The organism is Mesorhizobium sp. WSM4815 (genome assembly GCF_055811575.1).
The window spans coordinates 475,926-496,978 of the sequence record NZ_JBVVQS010000102.1 but is presented as its reverse complement, the minus strand read 5'-3'; the positions used below and the strand labels follow the sequence as shown (position 1 = coordinate 496,978).

Here is a 21,053-nt window from a genome sequence, read left to right as displayed (position 1 = left end):
CCGCCGCCCCGCGGCGGGCGGGGTGCTGCCCCGCGGGCCCCGCCCCCCCCCCGCTCTCCTCCCCCCCCACCCCCCCCCCCCCCCCCCCCCCCCCCCCCCCCCGCCCCCCCCCCCCCCCCCCCCAGGGGGGTGCCTTGGCTCGGCGCCGGCCATTGGAATGGCGCCAACTCCTCATAGGTCTCTGCATCGACCCCGGCATACGCACCGATGTCGAAATCGCGGGCGCCGTCATTCTCGAACGCCGACAGCGCGGCGTGCTCGGCGAAGATATCGGCTGGCGACGGATGCGAAAACGCTTCGTCAAAACCCATCCGCTTGGCGACTTCGGCGACGATCCACCAGTCGGCCCTTGCCTCTCCGGGCGTGGCCAAAAAGGCGCGCTGGCGCGAGATGCGGCGCTCCGAATTGGTGACCGAGCCGTCCTTCTCGCCCCATGCGGCGGCGGGCAGCCGGACGTGGGCGTGGCGGACCGTGTCGGTCTTGGCCAACACGTCCGACACCACGACAAACGGGCAGGCCTTGATCGCCGCCTCGACGGCATCGGCGTCCGGCATCGAGTCGACCGGGTTGGTAGCCATGATCCACAGCGCCTTGATGCGCCCATCGGCTACCGCCTGAAACATCTCGACCGCCTTCAGACCGGGCTTTTCGGCGACGGCCGGCGCACTCCAGAACCGCTGCACGCGGTCGCGGTGCTCGGGGTTTTCGATCTCCATATGGGCGGCCAGCATGTTGGCCAGGCCGCCGACCTCCCGACCGCCCATGGCGTTGGGCTGGCCGGTCACCGAAAACGGTCCGGCGCCGGGCTTGCCGATGCGGCCGGTAGCGAGATGACAGTTGATGATGGCGTTGACCTTGTCGGTGCCCGAGGACGACTGGTTAACGCCCTGGCTGTAGACGGTCACGGTATTCGCCGTCGCGGCGAACAGGCTGTAGAAGCGGACAAGCTCGTCCTCGCCGAGGTCCGTGGCAGCGGCGATGCCGGCAAGGTCGAGCGCGGAAGCGGCAAAAAGGGCTTGCCCGAAGCCGGTTGTGTGCGCCGTGATATAGGTGCGGTCCAGCGCGTTGTGCTGGCCGAGATAGGCGAGCAGCCCTGTGAACAGCGCGACGTCGCCATCGGGCGCGATCGCCAGATGCATGTCGGCAATGTCTGATGTCATCGTGCGGCGCGGGTCGACCAGTACCACCTTCATGTCGGGCCGTTTTTCCCGGGCAGCGGCAATGCGCTGGTAGAGCACCGGATGGCACCAGGCGAGATTGGAGCCGACCAGCACGATCAGATCGGCGAGTTCCAGATCCTCGTAGCTGCCCGGCACCGTGTCAGAGCCGAAGGCGCGGCGGTGGCCGGCAACCGACGAGGCCATGCACAGGCGCGAATTGGTGTCGATATTGGCCGAGCCGATGAAGCCTTTCATCAGCTTGTTGGCGACATAATAATCCTCGGTCAGCAACTGACCGGAGACGTAGAAGGCGACCGCGTCGCGACCGTGCTCGGCGATGGTCCGCGAAAAAGTCGAGGCGACGAGGTCGAGCGCTTCGTCCCAGTCGGTGCGGCGACCGTGGATCTCCGGATAGAGCAGCCGTCCGTCTAGGTCGATCGTCTCGGCCAGCGCCGAGCCCTTGGAACAGAGCCGGCCGAAATTCGCCGGATGGTCAAGGTCGCCGCGAACGGTTACCTCTCCGTTCGCGGCGACCTTCGCCAGCACGCCGCAGCCCACCCCGCAGTAGGGGCAGGTGGTCCTCACCTCGCGCGCTTCGTCGATCTTCATGCTCAAGCCGCGCGACTGGCCAGCGCTTCCAGCGCAATGAACAGGCGCTCGCCCTCGATCCGCACCGGAATGGTGCGCACCGCACCTTCGTCAGCGCCAAGCGCCTTGCCGGTTTCCAGCGAGATCACCCAATTGTGCAGAGGACAGGTCACTGCCGCGCCATGGACGATCCCCTGCGAGAGCGGCCCGCCCTTGTGCGGGCAATGGTCCTCGATGGCGAAGACCTGATCGTCAGCGGTGCGGAAGACAGCAATCTTGCCTTGAGGCGTGGCGACGCAGCGCGCGCCGCGGCGCGGAATGTCTGAGAGCGTGCCGACAGCAATCCAATTCATCATCATCACTCCGCCGCCTGCGCGAAGCCGACCGAAGCCATCGGCCGGAATTCGTGCTTGTCCTTGCCGGAAACGCGTTCCGACCACGGGTCGACCTGGGCGAATTTCTGCGAAAAGACGAAGCGGTCGAAATAAGCCTTGCGCTTCTCGCCATCGTCCATGATCTGGCGCTTGATCTCGGCGATGCCGATGCGCTTGGCCCATTTGTATATGCGCTCGAGATAGCGGCCCTGCTCGCGATACATCTGCGTCAACGCCACGATATGCTCCAGTGCCTCGTCCTCGGTCTTGACCAGGCCGAGTACCTCGGTGCCCTTGATGTCGAGGCCGGCTGCCCCGGCGAAATGGATCTCGTAGCCTGAATCGACGCAGATCACGCCGACATCCTTGCAGGTTGCCTCGGCGCAGTTCCGCGGGCAGCCCGACACCGCCATCTTGACCTTGGCCGGCGTCCACGAGCCCCACATGAATTTCTCGATGCGGACGCCGAACCCCGTCGAATCCTGCGTGCCGAAGCGGCACCAGTCCGAACCGACGCAGGTCTTTACGGTGCGCAGTCCCTTGGCATAGGCGTGGCCGGAGACGAAGCCTGCCTGGCCGAGATCGGCCCACACCGCCGGCAGATCCTCCTTGCGGATGCCGAGCATGTCGATGCGCTGGCCACCGGTGACCTTGACCATTGGAATTTCGAATTTGTCGACGACGTCGGCAATGGCGCGCAGTTCGGCGGCATTGGTGACGCCGCCCCACATGCGCGGCACCACCGAATAGGTGCCGTCCTTCTGGATGTTGGCGTGTACGCGTTCGTTGATGAAGCGCGACTGGTAGTCGTCTGCATACTCGTCCGGCCAGTCGCAGACGAGATAGTAATTGAGCGCCGGCCGGCATTTGGCGCAGCCGCAGGAGGTGGTCCATTCCAGTTCCTGCATGACGGCGGGAATGGTCTTCAGGCCCTTGGCCTTGATCAGCCGGCGGACCTCATCATGGCCGAGCGTGGTGCAGCCGCACATCGGCTGCACCGCCGCCGGATTATATTTGTCGCCGATGGTAAGTACCATCAGCTTCTCGACCAGCCCGGTGCAGGAGCCGCAGGAGGCGGACGCCTTGGTGTGAGCGCGCACGTCGTCGAGCGAGGTCAGGCTTTTGGCCGTGATCGCGCCAGTGATCTTTCCCTTGCAAACGCCGTTGCAGCCGCAGATTTCCGCATCATCCGGCAAGGCTGCAACGGCCGCAATAGGGTCCAGGGAGGCGCCTCCCTGATATGACTGGCCGAAGATAAGCGTGTCGCGCATTTCCGATATGTCGGTCTGCTTCTTCTTGAGGTCGTTGAACCAGGCGCCGTCCGCCGTCTCGCCGTAAAGCACCGTGCCGATGATGCGGTCATCCCTGAGCACCAGGCGCTTGTAGACGCCGGCCGCGGCATCGCGCAGCACGATCTCCTGGCGGTCCTCGCCCTCGGCAAAGTCGCCAAGCGAGAACAGCTCGATGCCGGTAACCTTGAGCTTGGTCGGCGTGTCCGAATGGACGAAGGCGGCGGCCTCGTCGCCGGCCAACTGGCTGGCGGCGACACGCGCCATCTCATAGAGCGGTGCGACCAGGCCGTAGACCATGCCGTTGACCTCGGCGCATTCGCCGAGCGCGAAGATGTCGGGGTCGTTGCTGCGCATGCCGGCATCGACGACGATGCCGCGATTGACGGCAATACCGGCCTCTTTGGCGAGAGCGGCGTTCGGCCTGATGCCGACCGCCATCACCACCAGCGTCGCCGGGATGATGGTTCCGTCGGCGAGTTCCACCTGCTCGACCTTACCCTTGCCTGTGATCGCCTGGGTGTTGGCCTTGGTGATGACCTTGATGCCGCGCTGCTCGACGGCCCGCTGCAGGAGATAGCCGGCGGCCGGATCGAGCTGTCGTTCCATCAGCGTCGGCATGACATGCAGCACGGTGACGTCCATGCCTTGCGCGTTCAGGCCCGCAGCCGCCTCCAGCCCTAGCAGGCCGCCGCCGATGACTACGGCCTTGGCCCGTGACTGCGCGGCCAGCATCATCGCCCGAACGTCGTCGAGATCGCGATAGGTCAGCACGCCCGGCAGATCGTGGCCGGGCACCGGGATGATGAACGGCACCGAGCCGGTGGCGATGACGAGCTTGTCGTAGGGCTCGGTGACGCCGTGGTCGGAGGTGACGGTCTTTGCCTGCCGGTCGATGGCGACGATCTTGTGGCCTTTGTAGAGGGTGATCCCGTGCTTGATGTACCAGCCATCGCCATGAATGATGATCTCCTCATAATCCTTTTCGCCTGACAGAACCGGCGACAGCATGATGCGGTCGTAATTCACGCGCGGCTCGGCATTGAAGATGGTGACCTGGTAGAGGTCCGGCGCCTTTTCCAGCAGGTGCTCCAGCATGCGCCCGGGGGCCATGCCGTTGCCGATGATGACGAGTTTTTCGGTCATGTCCTGATCACTCCGGTCTCACTCAGCCGCATAGGAAAGGCCTGAAGCTTCGGCGGCGGCCGCGCGCTCCATCCGCCGGATGCTGAAGTGCATCCAGGCAAAGCAGGTGGCGACGATGACGAAGAGCAGCATGAAGCAGCTCGACCAGACGCCGGTGAGGTCGTTGAGTGCGCCGAAGGCGATTGGCAGGATGAAGCCGCCGAGCCCGCCAATCATGCCGACGACGCCGCCGACCGCGCCGACACTCTGCGGGTAGTAAGCCGGGATGTGCTTGTAGACGGCGGCCTTGCCAAGGCTCATGAAGAAGCCGAGCACGCAGGCAACGGCTATGAAGGCGAGCGGGCCGATCTCGAAATGGAAGGCGATCGGCCCGCTGATGCCGTGCACGACGTAGTCTGCCGAGGGGAGAGACAGAACGAGAGTCGCGACGGCACTGACCGCGAAGGTCCAGTAGAGCACGGTGCGGGCGCCGATCCGGTCGGAAAGCACGCCGCCATAGGCGCGGAAGATACTTGCAGGGATCGAATAGGCCGCGCCGATCATGCCGGCGGTCGCGATGCCGAATCCGTAGACGCCGATCAGGTAGCGCGGCAACCACAGCGACAGCGCCACGAATGCACCGAAGGCGAAGAAATAATAAAAGGCGAAGCGCCAGACCTGCAGGTTCTTGAGCGGCGCGAATTCCTGCAAGAAGCTTCTCGCGGGTGCTGCCTTGCCGGCGCGGCGCTCGCGGATGACCGGATCGTCGTCGGTGGTGAACCAGAAGACGGCGGCCATGACCACGAGTGCTGCCGCCCAGATCAGCGCGACCGACTGCCAGCCCCAGGAGAGAAGCACGAATGGTGCCAGGAACTTGGTGACCGCGGCGCCGACATTGCCGACACCGAAAATGCCAAGCGCCGTGCCCTGCTTGCCGGCCGGGAAGAAGCGCGAGACATAGGCGACACCGACGGCGAAGGAACCACCGGCGAGCCCAACGCCTAACGCGGCGACCAGCATCTGTCCGTAGGTTTGCGCAAAAGCGAGCAGGAAGGTCGCGACCGCCGCCGCAAGCATGGTCGCGGTGTATACCAGCCGTCCGCCAAAACGGTCGGTCCAGACACCGAGCACCATGCGCACGAGCGAACCGGTAAGGATCGGCGTGCCGACCAGCAGGCCGAACTCCGTCTCGTTCAGCCCAAGGTCCTGCTTTATGCGCACGCCGATGATTGAAAATATCGTCCACACCGCGAAGCAGACGGTGAAGGCGATGGTGGACATCACAAGCGCCTGGCGGGGAGCATTGTCCTGGCTGGGCGCGGCTGGGAGATTTGCGGTCAACGTCTGGCTCCGGTTTGCGGCGTGGGAGGGACCGCGGATGTTTGTGGGTGAATGATCAGCGGCGCGGCATCGGTGCGTGCAACGAGACCGGGCTCGCCACGGTCAGGTCCTTGCTTTCCGTCTTGGCGCCGACGGGAAACAGCAGGAGCGCGGCGGTGAACAGTGCCGCCGTCAGCGCGCTGCTGGCCAGAAAATCGCGGCGCGTGAAGTCCGCGAGGGACGCGCCAGTTCCGATCCGTTTCGTCATCGTCGTCTCCGGTTGGGCGCCGCTTGGGACCAGCGCCGTCGATCGCGTAAAAACAAAAAAGCCGCCGGTCAGGTCTTTGCGCGTCCGTCCATCCGGGATCGCGTATTGACCTGAGCGGCAGCTTTGCCTGTGGCGCCCGCCATTGGACGCCGTGTCACTTGGCCCTTTCGGACCTACAATCTGAAAAGCAGGAAGCGTGCCAATTCGACAGCGCTCCAGATTATCGAATTAAATCAATGTGAACCGCAGCCGCGCGATTTTTGACCAAGCCCGGCAGCGGATCAAAGATTAGTCAGAATGCCTTGCACAGCAGCATAATATTTGTGCAATGCGGTAGATTGCCCATTGCCGATGCAGATTGCCAATTGTAGATGATGACGCGTTTTTCGGTCATGGCCTTACTCCGCGGCTTCCACGAAGCGGTGGCGTTCGTAAAGGAACTTCAGCACCGCCTCGCGGCAGCGCAGGAAGGTCCGGTCGGAGGAAAGCTCGATGCGCCGGCGCGGCCGGGCCAGCGGCACCGCAAGCACCTCGCCGATAGTCGCCGCTGGACCGTTGGTCATCATGACGATGCGATCGGACAACAGCACCGCCTCGTCGACATCGTGCGTGATCATGATCGTCGTCGAGCCAAGCCTCGAATGGATATCCATCACCGCATCCTGCAGATGGGCGCGCGTCAGAGCGTCCAGCGCACCGAAGGGCTCGTCGAGCAGCAGGATCTTCGGCTCCATGGCCAGCGCGCGGGCGATGCCGACGCGCTGCTTCATGCCGCCCGATATCTCGGCGGGCCGCTTGTCCCTGGCATGCGCCATCTGCACCAGGTCGAGATTGCGCATGATCCAGTCATGCCGCTCGGCCTTGGTCCTGGTCGAACCGAACACCTTCGACACCGCCAGATTGATGTTCTCGTAGACGGTGAGCCACGGCAAAAGGCTGTGGTTCTGGAATACCACGGCGCGCTCGGGTCCGGGGCTGTCGACCTCCTTGTCCTCGAGCAGAACCGCGCCGGCGGAGACTCTGGTCAGCCCGGCGATCAGGTTGAGCAAGGTCGACTTGCCGCAGCCGGAATGGCCGATGATGGAGACGAATTCGCCTTTGTCGATGGTCAGCCGGATGTCTTTCAGCACCTCGCTGACCTGGCCGCCGCGGGCAAAGGATTTGTCGATATGGTCGAGTTTCAGGTAGGCCGTCATCGCCCCTCTCCTCACTTTGCCGTTGTGCCGCGGGTGACGAAGGCGCCGACCGCCGCGACCAAGCGGTCGAGGCAGAAGCCGGTGACGCCGATATAGGCGAGCGCGACGATGATGTCGGGCAGCCGCGACGAGTTCCAGGCGTCCCAGATGAAGAAGCCGATGCCGACGCCGCCTGTCAGCATTTCGGCGGCGACGATGGCGAGCCAGGACAGGCCGATGCCGATGCGCAGGCCGGTGAAGATGTAAGGTGCCGCGGCCGGCACCATGATCTTTACGAAGAATTCGAGCTGGTTGAGCCTGAGGATGCGGGAGACGTTTCGATAATCCTCTGGAATGTTGCGGACGCCGACGGCAGTGTTGATGATCACCGGCCAGATCGAGGTGATGAAGATGACGAAGATCGCCGACGGGCTGGAATCGCGGAAGGCAGCCAGCGACAGCGGCAGCCAGGCGAGCGGCGGCACGGTGCGCAGAATCTGGAACACAGGATCGAGGCCGCGCATCGCCCAGATCGACTGGCCGACCAGCGCACCGAGCGCGACGCCGACGATGGCAGCCAGGCCGAAGCCGATGGCGACCCGCTGCAGCGAGATCAGCACCCGCCAGGCCAGTCCGATATCCTGCGGACCATAGTCGAAGAACGGATGGGCGATCAGATCGTAGGCCTCGTTCCATACCTGGCTAGGTGGCGGCAAGCTGGCATTGGGCGACGAGCAGGCGACCTGCCAGACGACGAGCATGACGATGATGACTACGGCCGGCGGCACCAGCGTGCTCGCCAGCTTGCCGGCGATCGCGGCGGGATCGAAGCGGCGCCTCACCTTGGCGGTGAAAGTGATGACCTCTGCAGGCTTGGCAGGCGCGGGGAACGCCTTCACCTTGGTGTCCTCGATGGCTTGAATAGACATTTCGCAAAAAGCTCCTTGAGCACTGGCAAGCGGCGCAGCGGCGGCGCTTGCCGTCGACGTCAGGCCGAGGCCTTGATCTTGAGGCTGTCGAGATAGGCGGACGGGTTGGCCGGATCGAAAATCTTGCCGTCAAAGAAGGTCTCGACGCCGCGCGATGGAGACGCCGGGATATCGGCCGCAGCAACGCCAAGATCCTTGGCCGCCTCGCGCCACAGATCTTCGCGGTTGACTTGATCGACCAGCGCCTTGATGTCGGTGGTCGCCGCGAATTTGCCCCAGCGGATGTTTTCGGCGAGGAACCAGCTGTCGTGGCTCTTGAACGGATAGGACACGCCGCCCTTCCAGAACTTCATGTAGAGGTCGGTGCCGGTGGCGACGCGGTCATTGCCGTAATTGATGTCGCCCTTGAGGCGGCCGATGATGTCGGCTGTCGGCACGTTCATCCATTGCCGCTTGCCGATGATGGCCGCCATCTCGTCCTTGTTTTCCATGGCTTCGCACCATTGCTGGGCTTCCATGACGGCCATCAGGATCGCCTTGGTGGCGTTCGGGTTCTTGTCGATGAAGGCGGCGCGCAGGCCGAGCGCCTTTTCCGGATGGCCTTTCCACAACTCGCCCGTGGTGGTGGCGGTAAAGCCGACGCCCTGATGGACGAGTTGCTCGTTCCATGGCTCGCCGACGCAGAACACGTCCATGTTGCCGACCTTCATGTTGGCGACCATCTGCGGTGGCGGCACGACGATGGTCGAGACATCCTTGTCGGGATCGATGCCGCCAGCGGCCAGCCAATAGCGCAACCAGAGATCATGAGTGCCGCCCGGGAAGGTCATGGCGGCCTTTACCTCCTTGCCTTCGGCCTTCTTGGCCGCGAAGGCGTCCTTCAGTTTGGAGGCGTCGAGGCCGACGCCGGTGCCGGCATATTCCTGCGCGACGGAAATCGCCTGGCAGTCGTAATTCAGCCGCGCGACGATCGCCATCGGCATCGGCTGGTTGTTCTGCGTCACCTTGCCGGTATGCATCAGGTAAGGCATCGGCGTCAGGATATGGGCGCCGTCGATGCCGTTGGCTTCGCCGCCGAGCATCAGATTGTCGCGCGTCGCGCCCCAGGAGGCCTGCTTGAGCACCTCGACATCGGGCATGCCGAATTTCTCGAACAGGCCCTTCTCCTTGGCGATCATCAGCGGCGCCGCGTCGGTCAGCGCGATGAAGCCGAGCTTGGCGCCGGTGACTTCCGGTGCCGCGGTCGCCGCGTAGGCGCCAGACGGCAGCAGCGCGCGTGCCGCTGCCAGGGTTGCCGCGGTCGCAGCACTTGCCATCAGAAAATTGCGGCGGGTCATGCCCTCGAGAGGGGCTTCAGTCTTGATGCGTTTCGTCATCGTCGTCTCCCGTTGGGCACTGCTTGGGATCAGCGCCGTCGATTGCCGTGCTCGGTCAAACAAAAAAAGCCGCCGGCCAGGCCGCGCGCGTCCGTCCATCCGGGATCGCGTGTTGACCTGAGCGGCAGCTTTGCCTGTAGCGCCCGCCATTGGACGCCCGTTCCGTGACCCGAAAAGAGTCTGCTTATTGCAATGCAGGAACCGTGCCAGGTTCGGAGTGGATGACAAACATCAATGAGATCAACGGCATGCCACAATCATCGGCGCGCTGGCCCGTTGGGCGAGCAAGCCAAAGATTGTTCATTAGCGCCGTTGCACGCATAATTTTTGTGCAATGCACAAGAATGGCGCGAAAATGATCAGGCTTCGGCGCGCGCCAATTTCTGCCCGGCAATGTAGGCGTCGACCTCGTCGGGATCGAATATCTGGCCATCGAAGAAACCATCGGGGCCGAGCACCAGACTGGCGCCGGCGGAGCCGACAGGTGTGGCAGACGCCAGCGCGCCCTCCACCTTAGAATTGGCGCCGGGAAGTGCGACGCCGAGCGGCTTCAGCGCTGCGCGATAGAGGTCGGGCCGGTAGGTGTCCCGCGCGAGCGCCATGTGGGCAGCGCTGTGCTTGACCTGCCCCCAACGGACCATCTGCGTGTAGAACCACAGCGCGTGGCTTTTCCACGGAAAATTTGCCGCCTTGCCGAAAGCCAGAAAGAAGTCCTCGACGGCCAGTTCCGCGCCGCCGCCCAGCGCAAGATGTCCGCTCAGGATCGGCATCTGCAGCGCCGGCGAAAGGCCGAGGAAGGAAGGCTGCGCCATCAGGGCGGCCAGTTCGCCGCGGTTTGCCGGATCCTGGCACCAGCGCGCGGCGTGATGGAGCGCGCGCAGCAGCGCCGAAAGCGCTTCCGGGTGTTTTTCGGCCCAGGCCTTGCGCACGCCGACGACTTTCTCGGGGCTGGTCTTCCAGATGGTGGCCTTGACCGTGGCGATATGGCCGGTGCCGGCGACGACCGAGGCGCTGTTCCAGGGTTCGCCGGCGCAGTAGCCGTCGATCCTGCCGGCGGCGAGTGCGTCGGCCATGAAGGGCGGCGGCACGATGACGATTTCTATTTCGCGCGACGGGTCGATGCCGCAGGCGGCGAGCCAGTAGCGCAGTTCGTAATTGTGTCCGGAGTGCGGATGCACGACCGCAAAGCGCAGGGGATCGCGACCGGCATTTGCCCGTTCACGGATCAGCGCTCCCAAGGCCTTGCCGGCCCGCGCCGGATTGAGATCGGGCAAGGCGCCGTGCGCGGCCATGCCTGCCCAGAGCGTGTTCGAAACCGTTACGCAGTTGCCGCCCAGCCCCAGCGAGAACGGCACGATCGTGTCGGAGGCGAGCGGGGTGAGCCCCAGATTGCAGGCGATCGGCATCGGCCCCAGCATATGCGCCAGGTCGAAATGTCCGATCGCGATGCGGTCGCGGATGTTGGCCCAGGACGTTTCGCGACTAAGCGTCAGGTCGACGCCTTCGCGCGCGGCAAAGCCGATCTCCCTCGCTGCGACAAGGACCGCGCTGTCGAAGAGCGGCATGAAACCGGCATTGATCTGGTGTTCGGCCGCCATGCTCAACTCTCTCCGGGATCCAGAAGGCCTGCCGCCGTCACCAGGCTCTGCGCGATTTCGCTGATCTTGCGGTTCTGGTTCATGGCGGTCTTGCGCAGAAGCGTATAGGCCGCGTCCTCCGACAGGCCGCGTGATCGCATCAGGATGCCCTTGGCGCGGTCGATGACCTTGCGGTCCTCCAATTCACTGCGGGCTTCCTCAAGTTCGCGCGCCATCCGCGAGAACGCGTTGAAGCGGCTGATCGCCATGTCGAGGATCGGCTTGACGCGCTCCTGGCGCAGCCCGTCGACGACATAGGCGGAGACCCCCGCTTCCACCGCAGCTTCGATCGAAGCCTGATCCGACCGGTCCACGAACATGGCGATCGGCCGCTTCACCACGCGCGAAAGCTGGAACATGTTTTCAAGCATATCGCGGTTGGGATTTTCGAGATCGATGACGATTACGTCCGGTTCGATCTCGGCAATGCGCCGCGCTATTCCCGCAACATCGTGAACGACCGTGACCTGCTCATGCCCGGCCTCCCGCAATCCCGCCTCGATGATGGCGGCGCGGATGTGGTTTTCGTCGATCACCAGGACGGTGAGGGATTTCCGGATCATGCCGCATTTTGCGCACGCAGCGTGATTGTGCAATGCGGCATGGCGAGAATTGACGAAGTCATCGCTTCGGGGACCGTAACATGTTCGCGGAACCGACCGTTAAGCCTCTCTAAACGCATCTGACTTTGCTTTTGTATCCACCGCGCTATTTCCCAATTGCGACCTTGTCTCGCTGGCTTGAAATTGGAGGTTTCCATGGATCGGCGATTATTTTTGACAGGAGTGTTTGGCGTTGCTGGGGCAGCAGCCCTTGCGAGCGCAGTTCGGCCAATCAACGCGGTGGCCGGCGTACCGAGCGCCAGAAGTGGCATCCTCGATGAACTCGACGCGCTGGAGACAGAGCCGTTCGAAGATGAGGATACTCAGGCGGAGCCGGTCCGACATCGGAGCTGGCACCGCAGGCGGCGGCGCCGGCGGCGGGCTTGGAGAAGGGCCTGTCGTCGTGCCTGGCGATATGGCCGTCTGCGCAGACGGTGTTTTCGCAGGCGTGTTTGGGTCTGGGACTGGTATTATTAGCAGTTAGTGTGCTGAAAACCCCGGTGGTTGCCGGCGTTTTCAGTCTCAGACTAGCCGAATACGGCGAATTTTTCAGGGATCCGCGCGAGTTGTCAGGCCTGCCAGTGATAGGCAGGCCTAAATCAGACTTGATTTTCCCAAGAGAAAACTTTCCGCCGGTTTGGGAATCGTCCCACCTATGATTGTAAACGGTCCTTAGCAGGGTAGAACTTTAGAGAATTCTAATAATTGTCTGTGACCAGTTGGCGTGCTCTTCGCTGCCCGCTGCAGATCGGCCCCACACCGATCGGGCCCGCGCTCTCGGCCAGAGGCGCGGGCTTTTCATTGACGTGCCGTAAGGCCGCGGCCGAAGAACGGGATGGCTCCAACAAGGCGTTACCCGGTTTTCCATTCCTCTACGGCTAACTCGGTGCTTTTGTTAGTCACGCGCTTGGGAACAAGCGCCAGATAGCGAAGTTACAGCGTAAGGAGTTTCTCCTATGGCTGACGAACAGGATAGAGCGCCGAACAACCCTGAAATCGTCGTTCGACGCTTGGTCAAAGAGACCGGCATCACCGAAGAACAGGCCCGAGAGCTTATCTCCTTCCTCGGGTTCCATTGGGCATCTCTGCTCCGGGAAGCAAAGTCGCTAGCTGCAAAGCGGTAGGCGGGTCTGTTCAGATTATAATCGCCGCTCGGTGAACGACTAAGGCGTCTCGCCCGCCGTGCCGAAAGGCGCCTGGGCTTTTTGGTTGTCCGAGATGTCCGAATCGTATTTAGTTGCGCAGAATGTTTTAGCCCGAGAGGTGGTATGCCGATTTATCGAAAAGCTAAAGAAGCTGGCGTCTTCAGTGCATCCGAAGTGGCTACGCTGGGCCGTGTGTTTGACCGGCTCAAGAGGGAGGGGCGACTCCGAACATCTACGTGAGGCTCTCGCGTCCCGGGTCCTTGCAAATTATACGGCCGGTATCACTGACGAGGACGAACTTGTCTCAGCGTCGAAACTGCCGTTGGGTCGGTAGACGGAACCAAGGTCCTGCTTTCGCCGCTTTTTTTCGACCCTTCGCTGGAACATAGATTCAAGCCGGAAGTTCGGGGCGTGCAGCATGGTCTTGGTCCCTCTCAAGATCTGCTGCCGGTCGGGTGATGCTCCGATCAGCCCGCGCCCTCCCTCGTGAGGCGCGGGCTTTTCCGTTCAGGAACCGAAACTATCAGGGCTCTTCGGACGTCCAGCCCCTGGCGCCGAGCAACGCGGCCTGGACCCGGCGAATCAAGAGCACCACTGCCCCGACGAACATTCATGCAACCACCGCCATGTCTTCGCGTTTAGCCACTTCAATTCTGGAGAGCGACACAGATGCCGGCGTTTATTCCGATTACAATTTACCTGAATGACAGATCGATGCTGGTTGCGTCGATCCCTGATGCTGAGACGGCGCTTCAGCAACCATGGCCATTCATGGGCAAGCCATCCCGACTTGAAGCAATTCGAATGATCGAGGATTGCCTAGCCGGACACTGCACCCAACAAGCCGCGTTCGAGGCCTTCAAGGCGGCCGCAAGTGAACAGGGGCTTCTTAAGCGACAGCCTCCAAGCATAGGCCTTAGGAAATTCGACGGGGTTGCCGAAGACCTGCTGTGAGGTGTCTCCGCCCCTCTGACTTTGAACCACTGAGAGGCCTTCGCCGGGTGGACTTTGCTCAGCCGCACGGACCACCCGCCAAATCGAGGAATGGCGGGTGGTCCTTTATCGGCGCAGGAAGGGACGTAGCTGCGCAGATGTCAAATTGGTTGGCCTTTAGCTAACGATTATTCCAATCGCCAGGAATGTGATCGAAACTGCGAAGACCGGAGCGAGTAACCAGCGGGCTTGGTGGACACTATTTTCCATGGGCTCCTTCCCGTGAACTTGCAGGGATCAACGACTATGCGCAGCGGCGGTTCCGGGTGGCGCTATGTCCGGCCTATTACGCCAAAACAGGCGAGACTAGGTCCTGTCGCGCGTCAGACCAAAGTCCCTCAAGGGGAACAAATGCAGCTGCCTGAGGTTGGATACCTGGCGCTAAGGCGATCCCGTTCAGCGCATCAGCCCTCACGAAGGAGACAGTTATGAGAATGCATCTTTCCACTGCAGCCGCGGGATTTTTGCTGCTGGCAGGCATCGGTGCCGCTGCCGCTCAGGACGTAGTCATCGAGCCTGAACAGGAGACGGTCATCAGGGAATACGTGAAAAAGCAGCCGCTCGCATCGGTCAAAATCCCTGGAGTGGAGCTCAACATCGGCTCAACCCTGCCCGAGACGGTCGAGCTTCATGAAGTCCCCAACACCGAATACCGCACCGTTGTCGTCGACAACCGGACCGTTGTCGTTGACCCGGGCACACGCAAAATCATTAAGATCATCGAATGACGTGAGCGACTGGGAGGACAGCCCGCCGTGCCGAAAGGTGCGGCGGGCTTTTATTTTTGGAACAAAGCCGCGATGCGAGGCCTGCCGTAACAATCAATTTGCTGAAGCTTGTCATGTCATTATGTCGAGAACGGGATCGTATGCCCTTGAGACGAGCGACCATCTGCTTTCGACTGCGGTTAATCGGGGGCATGGACAAGCTCGTTGACGAGAACGGGCCGAGACGGAAGGATTGGGGCTATGGAACCCTGAACAGGCGCATGTTGTTGATGGTCATTGCCGGCCACCTATCTGGACCCGCAAAATCCAAACAGAAGGAGTAACGAGTGTTGGCCAGTCACCGAGGAAGGCGCGTCCGCGCTGAGATTGCTCTTGCCCAGAACCTGATGCTCGCGCCCTGGGTTGTGGGGTTGCGGTTGCCGATCCTGGTTGCCGAGGCAACCGGTTCGCTGGTTTCAGGTCGGCCGGAAACCGTCAAGGCGGTGAGCGAAAAAGTTTCGGCCCTTGCGCAGGGGATTCTTGCGGCACAGGTGGCTTGGACGCGGGGCGCATTGACATTGCCGCTCGCCATAGCCGACGCGTCATCGCCGCTGGCCGATATCGGGCGATCAATGGCCCTTGCTGCTCTTGAGCCTGCGGGGCGGCAGGTTCGCCTAAATCACCGCCGGCTTTCCAGGCGGCACAAACGGTGAAGCCGCAAGAGGCGAAAACACCCGCAGCAAGGCCGCAACTGCCGCAGTCCATCGATGAATGTGCGATGGCAGTGTAAAACTTGGCGGAATTTCAATGAAAACCTCTTCCGGGGCGGCGGCGCAGAAAATGATTTCTACCACCGTATACCCGGGCGGTCGCAATACCTGACAGATGCGAAAAGAACGCGCCGTCGGCGGATCGACACTTCAGTTGGGATACAGCTCCTTGCCGTTAATGGAGGTGTCGGGAACTGAGCTTCGGTTCGGCGGTTAAAAAGAGGGAGAGTTACGGAGGTTAATGTGAACGGCTTGCTGAAGACTGGACTTTCGACAGGCGTGACCGGCACGGTCGCAAGTGTTGTGACGGCGGCGTTCCTCGCCCTTCTGGCCAAAACCGAAGGAAAGTCGGCGCTGCAGCCGACCAACGCCACCAGCCACTGGCTCCACGGCGACAAGGCTGGTGCGGTTAGGAAGGCCGACCTCGCGCACACGGCGGTCGGCTTCGGCACCCATCATGCTTCGGCAATATTCTGGGCCGCTCCTTTCGAGGCTTGGCTCGCCAGAAATCCTCCGCGGTCGCCGCTACTGATGCTTCGCGATGCCTCCGCGGTAGCGGCGATCGCTGCGGCTGTGGATTATCTCGTTGTGCCGAAGCGGCTGACCCCGGGCTGGGAGACAGTGCTTTCTAAGCGCTCCATCGCGGCTGCGTATGTAGCGCTCGCTCTGGGTTTGGCTGCCGGCGGATTAGTCGCGCAGGAGATGCGAAAAGGCGAGGTAGGGCCATAGCGCCGCGCATTTCGTGGCCATTGAACGCCTGTGCAAGAGCTTATGTACCACGGCACGAAGTGGAGAACCGTTCGGCCCACGGCATCGCCGCGACCGCGGGTTTGTCAATGCTTACGCCGGTTTCGGAGATGAACGCCCTCCGGCCCTGAGGCGACGGCTTTACTCCCCTTCAGCACGTCCAGGCACCCCTTAATTTGAAGCACGCTGCCTGCACGACCATCTGTCCACGGGCGAGGGTGGAGAGAGATTCGCGCCGGCAAAAAGTTGGCCGCCTTACAGGGGCTGCCAGGCGGCCAGACCGCTATCTACATTGTTTGAGCTGTTCCAAGGAACCAACGGGTTTTCCCGCAGTTTTGTCAGTCAATGGAGGAAATTATGAACAACCAAAACATGGAACGGGATTCCGCGCCCAAGACACCAGATGACAGTGCAAAGAAGGACGTTGGGGCAACAGTGAGCGGCGCGTTCTCCAAGGCATCCGATTTGGCTCAAGAGGCAGCCGATACGGTCAAGCAGTCGGCCGCGGATGGTGCGTCAACAGTTGCCAGCCAAGTAAAGGAAATGCTGGATCGTAAGGTCGGCAGCGGTGCCGAGGTGATGGGTCAGCTCGCAAGCTCGACAAAACGCGCTGCCGAGGACCTCGACGAAAGCGCACCGCTAGTCGCCGGTGTGGTCCGTACGTTCGCCAACCGAATGGACGGGTACGCAGACGATCTGCGGGACCAGTCGGTCGATCAGCTGGTCCGCGCCGCCTCCGATTTGACAAGGCGTCAGCCGGCATTGGTGTTCGGACTTGCCGCCCTTGCGGGCTTTTTGACATTTCGAACGCTGAAGAGCGCACCTCCGGCGTCGCCGCTTTCCAACGAGCCTATGCACGAACGTAACCGGCAAGGAGCGAACGAATTCCATGGCACATGAGCAGCTCAAGAATTCCACGCTTCCTCGCGCACTGTCCGACGTCGTTGCCGACCTTGCCGATCTTGTTCAGAAGGAACTGCGACTGGCGCGCGCGGAGTTGTCTGAAAATCTCTTTGCCAAATTTCGGGCGGGTATTTGGATGTCCACTGCTGGCGTGCTGGGGCTGATCGCGGCATTTTTGGCAGTGCAGGCGCTTGTCTTCGGGATAGCGAGCGTTGGGATCGCAGTGCACTGGTCCTGCCTGATTGTTGCCGCCATCACGGCCGGGGCTGGAGCGCTCGCCTATTACAAGGGCCGCATGGACGCACACAAGGAGATAACGCCGACCCGTTCCATCCATCAGATCAAGCAGGACATCTCGACAACCAAGGAGCATCTGTCATGAGCCGCGAATCACGTACGGCCAATCTCGGAACGGCGGAATGGCTCATCGGCGCCGCCAAAAACAACCCGGAAGGTCTTCTCCTCGTTGCGGCCGGCTGCGCATTGTTGATGCGCCGCGGCGGGTCATCGGCCATCAGTAGCTTCGGGCATGCTGAGGAATCCCGCGGAAACAATGGCCACCGAAAGGCTCGGTCAAGGTCTTCGAGCACGCGCCCCGATGGACACGAGGCGGAAACCAGAGAAGGCGGCGCCCCAGCGGCGGTAGAGGCAGCACGTGAATATGTTTCCGAGATCGGCGAGAAGGTGGCGGCAACCGCAAGTTCCTACGCATCCTCGGCATCGACATATGCGGACGAGGCGCGGCGCAACGTCTCCCAGACATCGGAACAATTCGCCCGGCAGGCCCAATCCACGGTCCAGGATACGATGAACCGTGTGGCGCAAGAGCAGCCACTGACGCTGGCGCTGCTCGGTTTTGCAGCCGGGGCGGCTGTTGCAGCTGCCTTCCGGACCACCGACATTGAGAACCGGACCCTTGGCCCAGCCGCAGAGCAGCTGACGGACACCGCAGAAAAGGCTGGCGAACGGCTAAAGGAATCGACAGAGGAGGCGGGCAAACGTCTCAGGAGGGCAGCCGAGGAGCGCGGCCTTAATGCCGATGGCCTCAAGGAGGTTGCGAGCGACGTGGCTGGTGCGTTCGGCAGCGCCTTGTCGGGCGAGCAGCCAACCGAGTCCGCGCAGGCGCCATCCGCGAGTTCGGGTGGATCGCGCGCTCAATCGGCTCAGCGCGGCATGCCCCAATCGGGCGGCATGGGCCGCTCGCAAGATAAATCGGCCAAATCGGACCAATCGCCACAATCGGATGCCTCTCGGCCGAGCAAATCCGGACGGTCTAGCGGCAAGCGAGGCTCATAATGGGTGAGGCAAGTCTCCGCCAGCTCGAACATGATGTGGAGGCAGCCCGGGCTAGGCTCGCCGAACATCTGTCGACGCTGCGATCGCCAAATACATTGTCCGAGTTTACCGACGAGCTGAAGCAAGAGGCGCTCGAGGCAAAGGACGCGCTGGTCGAAAAAGCAAGATCGACCGCGCAGTCGACGGCGCAGGGGATCGTCGATGATCTCAAGGCAAAGGCGGCAGCCAACCCGAGCGCCGCATTGGTGATTGGGGCTGGTCTCGCTTGGCGTCTCCTGCACCGTCCGCCGATTGCAACTGCTTTGATCGGAGCGGGACTATTCAGCCTGTTGCGGACACCTTCAATACCAGACATGGGCGAGCAAGTTGATCATTTCTCCTACGCCACAGAGCGCTTGAAGGAGCAAGCCGGCGAGCTGGCGGAGAAGGTCGGCGAACTGGGCGCCGAGACGGCGGAAGCAGTGAAGGAGCAAACAACTGAGCTGGCCGGCGCCGTCAAAGAGAGAGTGCGGGATTGGAGCGCCGGGACGCCGAACATGATCGACGATATGCGGCAGACCTCCGGCGAGGCGGCCCAGCGAGTAGCCGCCACAGCCGGCCGGGCATCATCGGCTGTCATAAGCGATCAGGAGACTCGAGACAAACTCCTGCTGGGCGCCGCAGGAGTAGCCATAGCGGCCGCTATGGCTCTTGCGTATCAGCGGCGGGAAGAGGAGAGGACGGCGGACGATTAATACGGAAAGCGGAGCGAACTCGAACAGCAGCCACTGAAGGCTCGCGCACGAGCGACAGTCGTGGGAGATGCCGGTCTGGTAATGATATCGCGCAGGAGCCTGTTGCTGGCCGCCGCCGCGGGACAAGCATTTTCCACGGTGCAAACTGTTTCCGCCGAGGACGTGGGGACGATGAACAAGGTTGTGCTACTAGGCGATTCGGTGTTCGACAACAGCGCCTATGTCGCCGATGGAGCAGATCTATTGGCCCACGTTTTGCGTCAGCTCCCGATCGGCTGGTCGGCCAAGCTGCTTGCCGTTGACGGCAGCGTCATGGCGGATGTGGGCCGGCAACTGAACCGCCTGCCAGCTGACGCCACTCATCTGGTGGTAAGCGTGGGAGGGAACGACGCGCTCGGCGTCTCCTCCATTTTGAACGCTCCGTCGCGGTCCGTTGCCGACACTCTGCTGAGGCTCGCCGAAATTAGAGAGCAGTTTTGCTTGGAGTATATGTCGATCCTGGATGCCGTTCTGGCTGTAGGGCTGCCGACCGCGATTTGCTCGATCTACGACGTCCGGTATGCCGACCCCGACCAGAGACGCATTGCGGTAACGGCCCTGTCGATCCTCAACGATTGCATCACACGAGCAGCCGCCGTGCGCGGCGTTCCACTGATCGACCTTCGCATTGTCTGCGGCGAGGACGCCGACTTTGTGAACGCCATCGAGCCATCGGAACAGGGCGGCAAAAAGATTGCCGCGGCGATCGTGTCGTTCCTTGCCAAGCACGAATTCCGAAGCGGGCGTGCCGAACTGATTGTTCGGTAGCAGCGCTTGCAGTTGCCATTCATGGTCGATCGAGCCTTCCTCGGAGTTGCGGAAAACGAGGCAGCCGCTGAGCGGGCGTTTGTGATCCTCGCAAGCGCGGACTTGTTGTCCCCCGTCATCGCATCAGATTTGGCCAAAGTGGTGCTAGCCAAGTGACCGGCACGAAAAACAGTTTCTAACCCGGTTCTCTTGTCCTGGTGAAGCGCCTTCGTGTTCGGAGAACGAAATTCGCACGGTGCTTCACCAGGACACGAAGCCGGCGCCGATTGCATTCACCAGCTTCAATCCTCGACCGTTCCTCAGCGGCCGGATCGCCCCGCCTTCCTCAGCAATGGCGCCGCCAAGCGTCTAAGACCCTCGAAATCGCCCGAGTAAATGAGGAGAGCCAATGATTAGACGGCTCCAGTCGGGAACAAAGTCGAATACCCACGATTTTGTACGTTGCCCAGAGTGGCAGGACCGATAGGTATCCAACGGGTGTTCCATGGATTCTCCAACGTTGCCTCCGCCGCCTCCGACTGAACTCAGCCAAGCACTGAAACGCAATATCCAAGCGATTGAGGAGCGCCGGGCGAAGGAAGCCAGCGATGCAACTTTGGAAGAGAAAATCGCTGAGGCGATTACTTCTTTTACGGGCAGTATGCGTTTCGTGTATCTTCACTTGGCCGTGTATGGCGGCTGGATCGTCTCGAACTTGGGCTGGATACCGATCACTCCGCCATTTGATCCGACATTCGTGATATTGGCCATGGTAGCTTCCGTCGAGGCCATATTTCTCTCGACCTTTGTACTGATCAGCCAAAACCGGATGTCAACTGCCGCAGACAAACGGGCGGATCTGGACCTTCAGGTGAGCCTGCTGACGGAGCACGAACTCACAAAACTTACTGAACTTGTCGATTCGATAGCGGATCGGTTGAATGCAAAACCAGCCTTAAGCGATATAGAAGTCGGCGAGATTAAGAGGGACATTGCGCCAGAAGCAGTGCTGGACGAAATCGAATCGAAGCAGCTGGAGGCTGCGAAGAAGCTGGACCAGCGCTGAATCGACACAACGCCCTAGTGTCGTGATTTCGAGTTCGGTTGATTTTGATTTCGGGCTTCGGGC

General features: G+C 61.9%; 20 protein-coding genes. 10 read left to right on the top strand and 10 right to left on the bottom strand.

The window, feature by feature from the left end:
- The 10 genes from AC0L2B_RS31165 to AC0L2B_RS31120 form a co-directional block, all read right to left on the bottom strand.
- Nucleotides 1–1,769, bottom strand: a 1,769-nt coding sequence (locus tag AC0L2B_RS31165) for a molybdopterin-dependent oxidoreductase (RefSeq protein WP_473748087.1), incomplete at its 3' end; no start/stop codon positions are given.
- Nucleotides 1,770–1,771: 2 nt separating this feature from the next.
- On the bottom strand, nucleotides 1,772–2,107 hold the full coding sequence (gene nirD, locus AC0L2B_RS31160) for a nitrite reductase small subunit NirD (RefSeq protein WP_208602492.1): 336 nt from the start codon (nucleotides 2,105–2,107) through the stop codon (nucleotides 1,772–1,774).
- The gene (nirB, locus tag AC0L2B_RS31155; protein ID WP_473748086.1) at nucleotides 2,107–4,557 is read right to left on the bottom strand and encodes a nitrite reductase large subunit NirB; all 2,451 of its coding nucleotides are present in this window, start codon (nucleotides 4,555–4,557) and stop codon (nucleotides 2,107–2,109) included. Before nirB ends, nirD begins: the two co-directional genes overlap by 1 nt.
- An 18-nt stretch (nucleotides 4,558–4,575) precedes the next feature.
- Nucleotides 4,576–5,817: an MFS transporter gene (locus AC0L2B_RS31150; RefSeq protein WP_473748271.1), complete on the bottom strand. Its 1,242-nt coding sequence runs from the start codon at nucleotides 5,815–5,817 to the stop codon at nucleotides 4,576–4,578.
- 115 nt (nucleotides 5,818–5,932) lie between these two features.
- Complete coding sequence (locus AC0L2B_RS31145; RefSeq protein WP_236392143.1) at nucleotides 5,933–6,124, bottom strand: hypothetical protein; 192 nt, start codon at nucleotides 6,122–6,124, stop codon at nucleotides 5,933–5,935.
- Nucleotides 6,125–6,522: 398 nt separating this feature from the next.
- Nucleotides 6,523–7,320, bottom strand: a complete 798-nt coding sequence (locus tag AC0L2B_RS31140) for an ABC transporter ATP-binding protein (protein WP_023796767.1) — start codon at nucleotides 7,318–7,320, stop codon at nucleotides 6,523–6,525.
- An 11-nt stretch (nucleotides 7,321–7,331) separates the two neighbouring features.
- Nucleotides 7,332–8,228, bottom strand: a complete 897-nt coding sequence (gene ntrB / locus AC0L2B_RS31135) for a nitrate ABC transporter permease (RefSeq protein ID WP_473748085.1) — start codon at nucleotides 8,226–8,228, stop codon at nucleotides 7,332–7,334.
- Between the two features lie 59 nt (nucleotides 8,229–8,287).
- On the bottom strand, nucleotides 8,288–9,604 hold the full coding sequence (locus AC0L2B_RS31130; protein ID WP_473748084.1) for a CmpA/NrtA family ABC transporter substrate-binding protein: 1,317 nt from the start codon (nucleotides 9,602–9,604) through the stop codon (nucleotides 8,288–8,290).
- Nucleotides 9,605–9,963: 359 nt separating this feature from the next.
- Nucleotides 9,964–11,202 (bottom strand): CmpA/NrtA family ABC transporter substrate-binding protein, encoded by a 1,239-nt coding sequence (locus AC0L2B_RS31125; RefSeq protein ID WP_473748083.1) that lies wholly within the window; start codon nucleotides 11,200–11,202, stop codon nucleotides 9,964–9,966.
- A 2-nt stretch (nucleotides 11,203–11,204) separates the two neighbouring features.
- Nucleotides 11,205–11,804: an ANTAR domain-containing response regulator gene (locus AC0L2B_RS31120; protein WP_473490659.1), complete on the bottom strand. Its 600-nt coding sequence runs from the start codon at nucleotides 11,802–11,804 to the stop codon at nucleotides 11,205–11,207.
- Between the two features lie 995 nt (nucleotides 11,805–12,799).
- On the opposite strand from AC0L2B_RS31120, the gene AC0L2B_RS31115 reads away from it, so the two are divergent.
- The 10 genes from AC0L2B_RS31115 (at nucleotide 12,800) to AC0L2B_RS31070 (ending at nucleotide 20,990) form a co-directional block, all read left to right on the top strand.
- Entirely contained in the window at nucleotides 12,800–12,967 is a 168-nt protein-coding gene (locus tag AC0L2B_RS31115; protein WP_287055084.1) for a hypothetical protein, read from the top strand.
- A 690-nt stretch (nucleotides 12,968–13,657) separates the two neighbouring features.
- A complete protein-coding gene (locus AC0L2B_RS31110) occupies nucleotides 13,658–13,942 on the top strand; it encodes a DUF982 domain-containing protein (RefSeq protein WP_473748082.1) in 285 nt (94 codons plus the stop codon).
- Between the two features lie 467 nt (nucleotides 13,943–14,409).
- Complete coding sequence (locus tag AC0L2B_RS31105) at nucleotides 14,410–14,709, top strand: DUF1236 domain-containing protein (protein WP_473490661.1); 300 nt, start codon at nucleotides 14,410–14,412, stop codon at nucleotides 14,707–14,709.
- A gap of 992 nt (nucleotides 14,710–15,701) precedes the next feature.
- Nucleotides 15,702–16,187 (top strand): hypothetical protein, encoded by a 486-nt coding sequence (locus tag AC0L2B_RS31100; protein WP_473748081.1) that lies wholly within the window; start codon nucleotides 15,702–15,704, stop codon nucleotides 16,185–16,187.
- 375 nt (nucleotides 16,188–16,562) lie between these two features.
- On the top strand, nucleotides 16,563–17,105 hold the full coding sequence (locus AC0L2B_RS31095; RefSeq protein WP_473507770.1) for a hypothetical protein: 543 nt from the start codon (nucleotides 16,563–16,565) through the stop codon (nucleotides 17,103–17,105).
- Nucleotides 17,095–17,490, top strand: coding sequence for a phage holin family protein (locus AC0L2B_RS31090; protein WP_127318649.1), 396 nt, complete (start codon nucleotides 17,095–17,097; stop codon nucleotides 17,488–17,490). The genes AC0L2B_RS31095 and AC0L2B_RS31090 overlap by 11 nt, the downstream gene beginning before the upstream one ends.
- The gene (locus tag AC0L2B_RS31085; RefSeq protein WP_473748080.1) at nucleotides 17,487–18,404 is read left to right on the top strand and encodes a hypothetical protein; all 918 of its coding nucleotides are present in this window, start codon (nucleotides 17,487–17,489) and stop codon (nucleotides 18,402–18,404) included. Before AC0L2B_RS31090 ends, AC0L2B_RS31085 begins: the two co-directional genes overlap by 4 nt.
- Nucleotides 18,404–19,138, top strand: coding sequence for a hypothetical protein (locus AC0L2B_RS31080; protein ID WP_473748079.1), 735 nt, complete (start codon nucleotides 18,404–18,406; stop codon nucleotides 19,136–19,138). The genes AC0L2B_RS31085 and AC0L2B_RS31080 overlap by 1 nt, the downstream gene beginning before the upstream one ends.
- Nucleotides 19,139–19,240: 102 nt before the next feature.
- Nucleotides 19,241–19,945: an SGNH/GDSL hydrolase family protein gene (locus tag AC0L2B_RS31075; RefSeq protein ID WP_473521367.1), complete on the top strand. Its 705-nt coding sequence runs from the start codon at nucleotides 19,241–19,243 to the stop codon at nucleotides 19,943–19,945.
- Nucleotides 19,946–20,429: 484 nt separating this feature from the next.
- On the top strand, nucleotides 20,430–20,990 hold the full coding sequence (locus tag AC0L2B_RS31070) for a DUF1003 domain-containing protein (RefSeq protein WP_473490667.1): 561 nt from the start codon (nucleotides 20,430–20,432) through the stop codon (nucleotides 20,988–20,990).
- The last annotated feature ends 63 nt before the right edge of the window (nucleotides 20,991–21,053 follow it).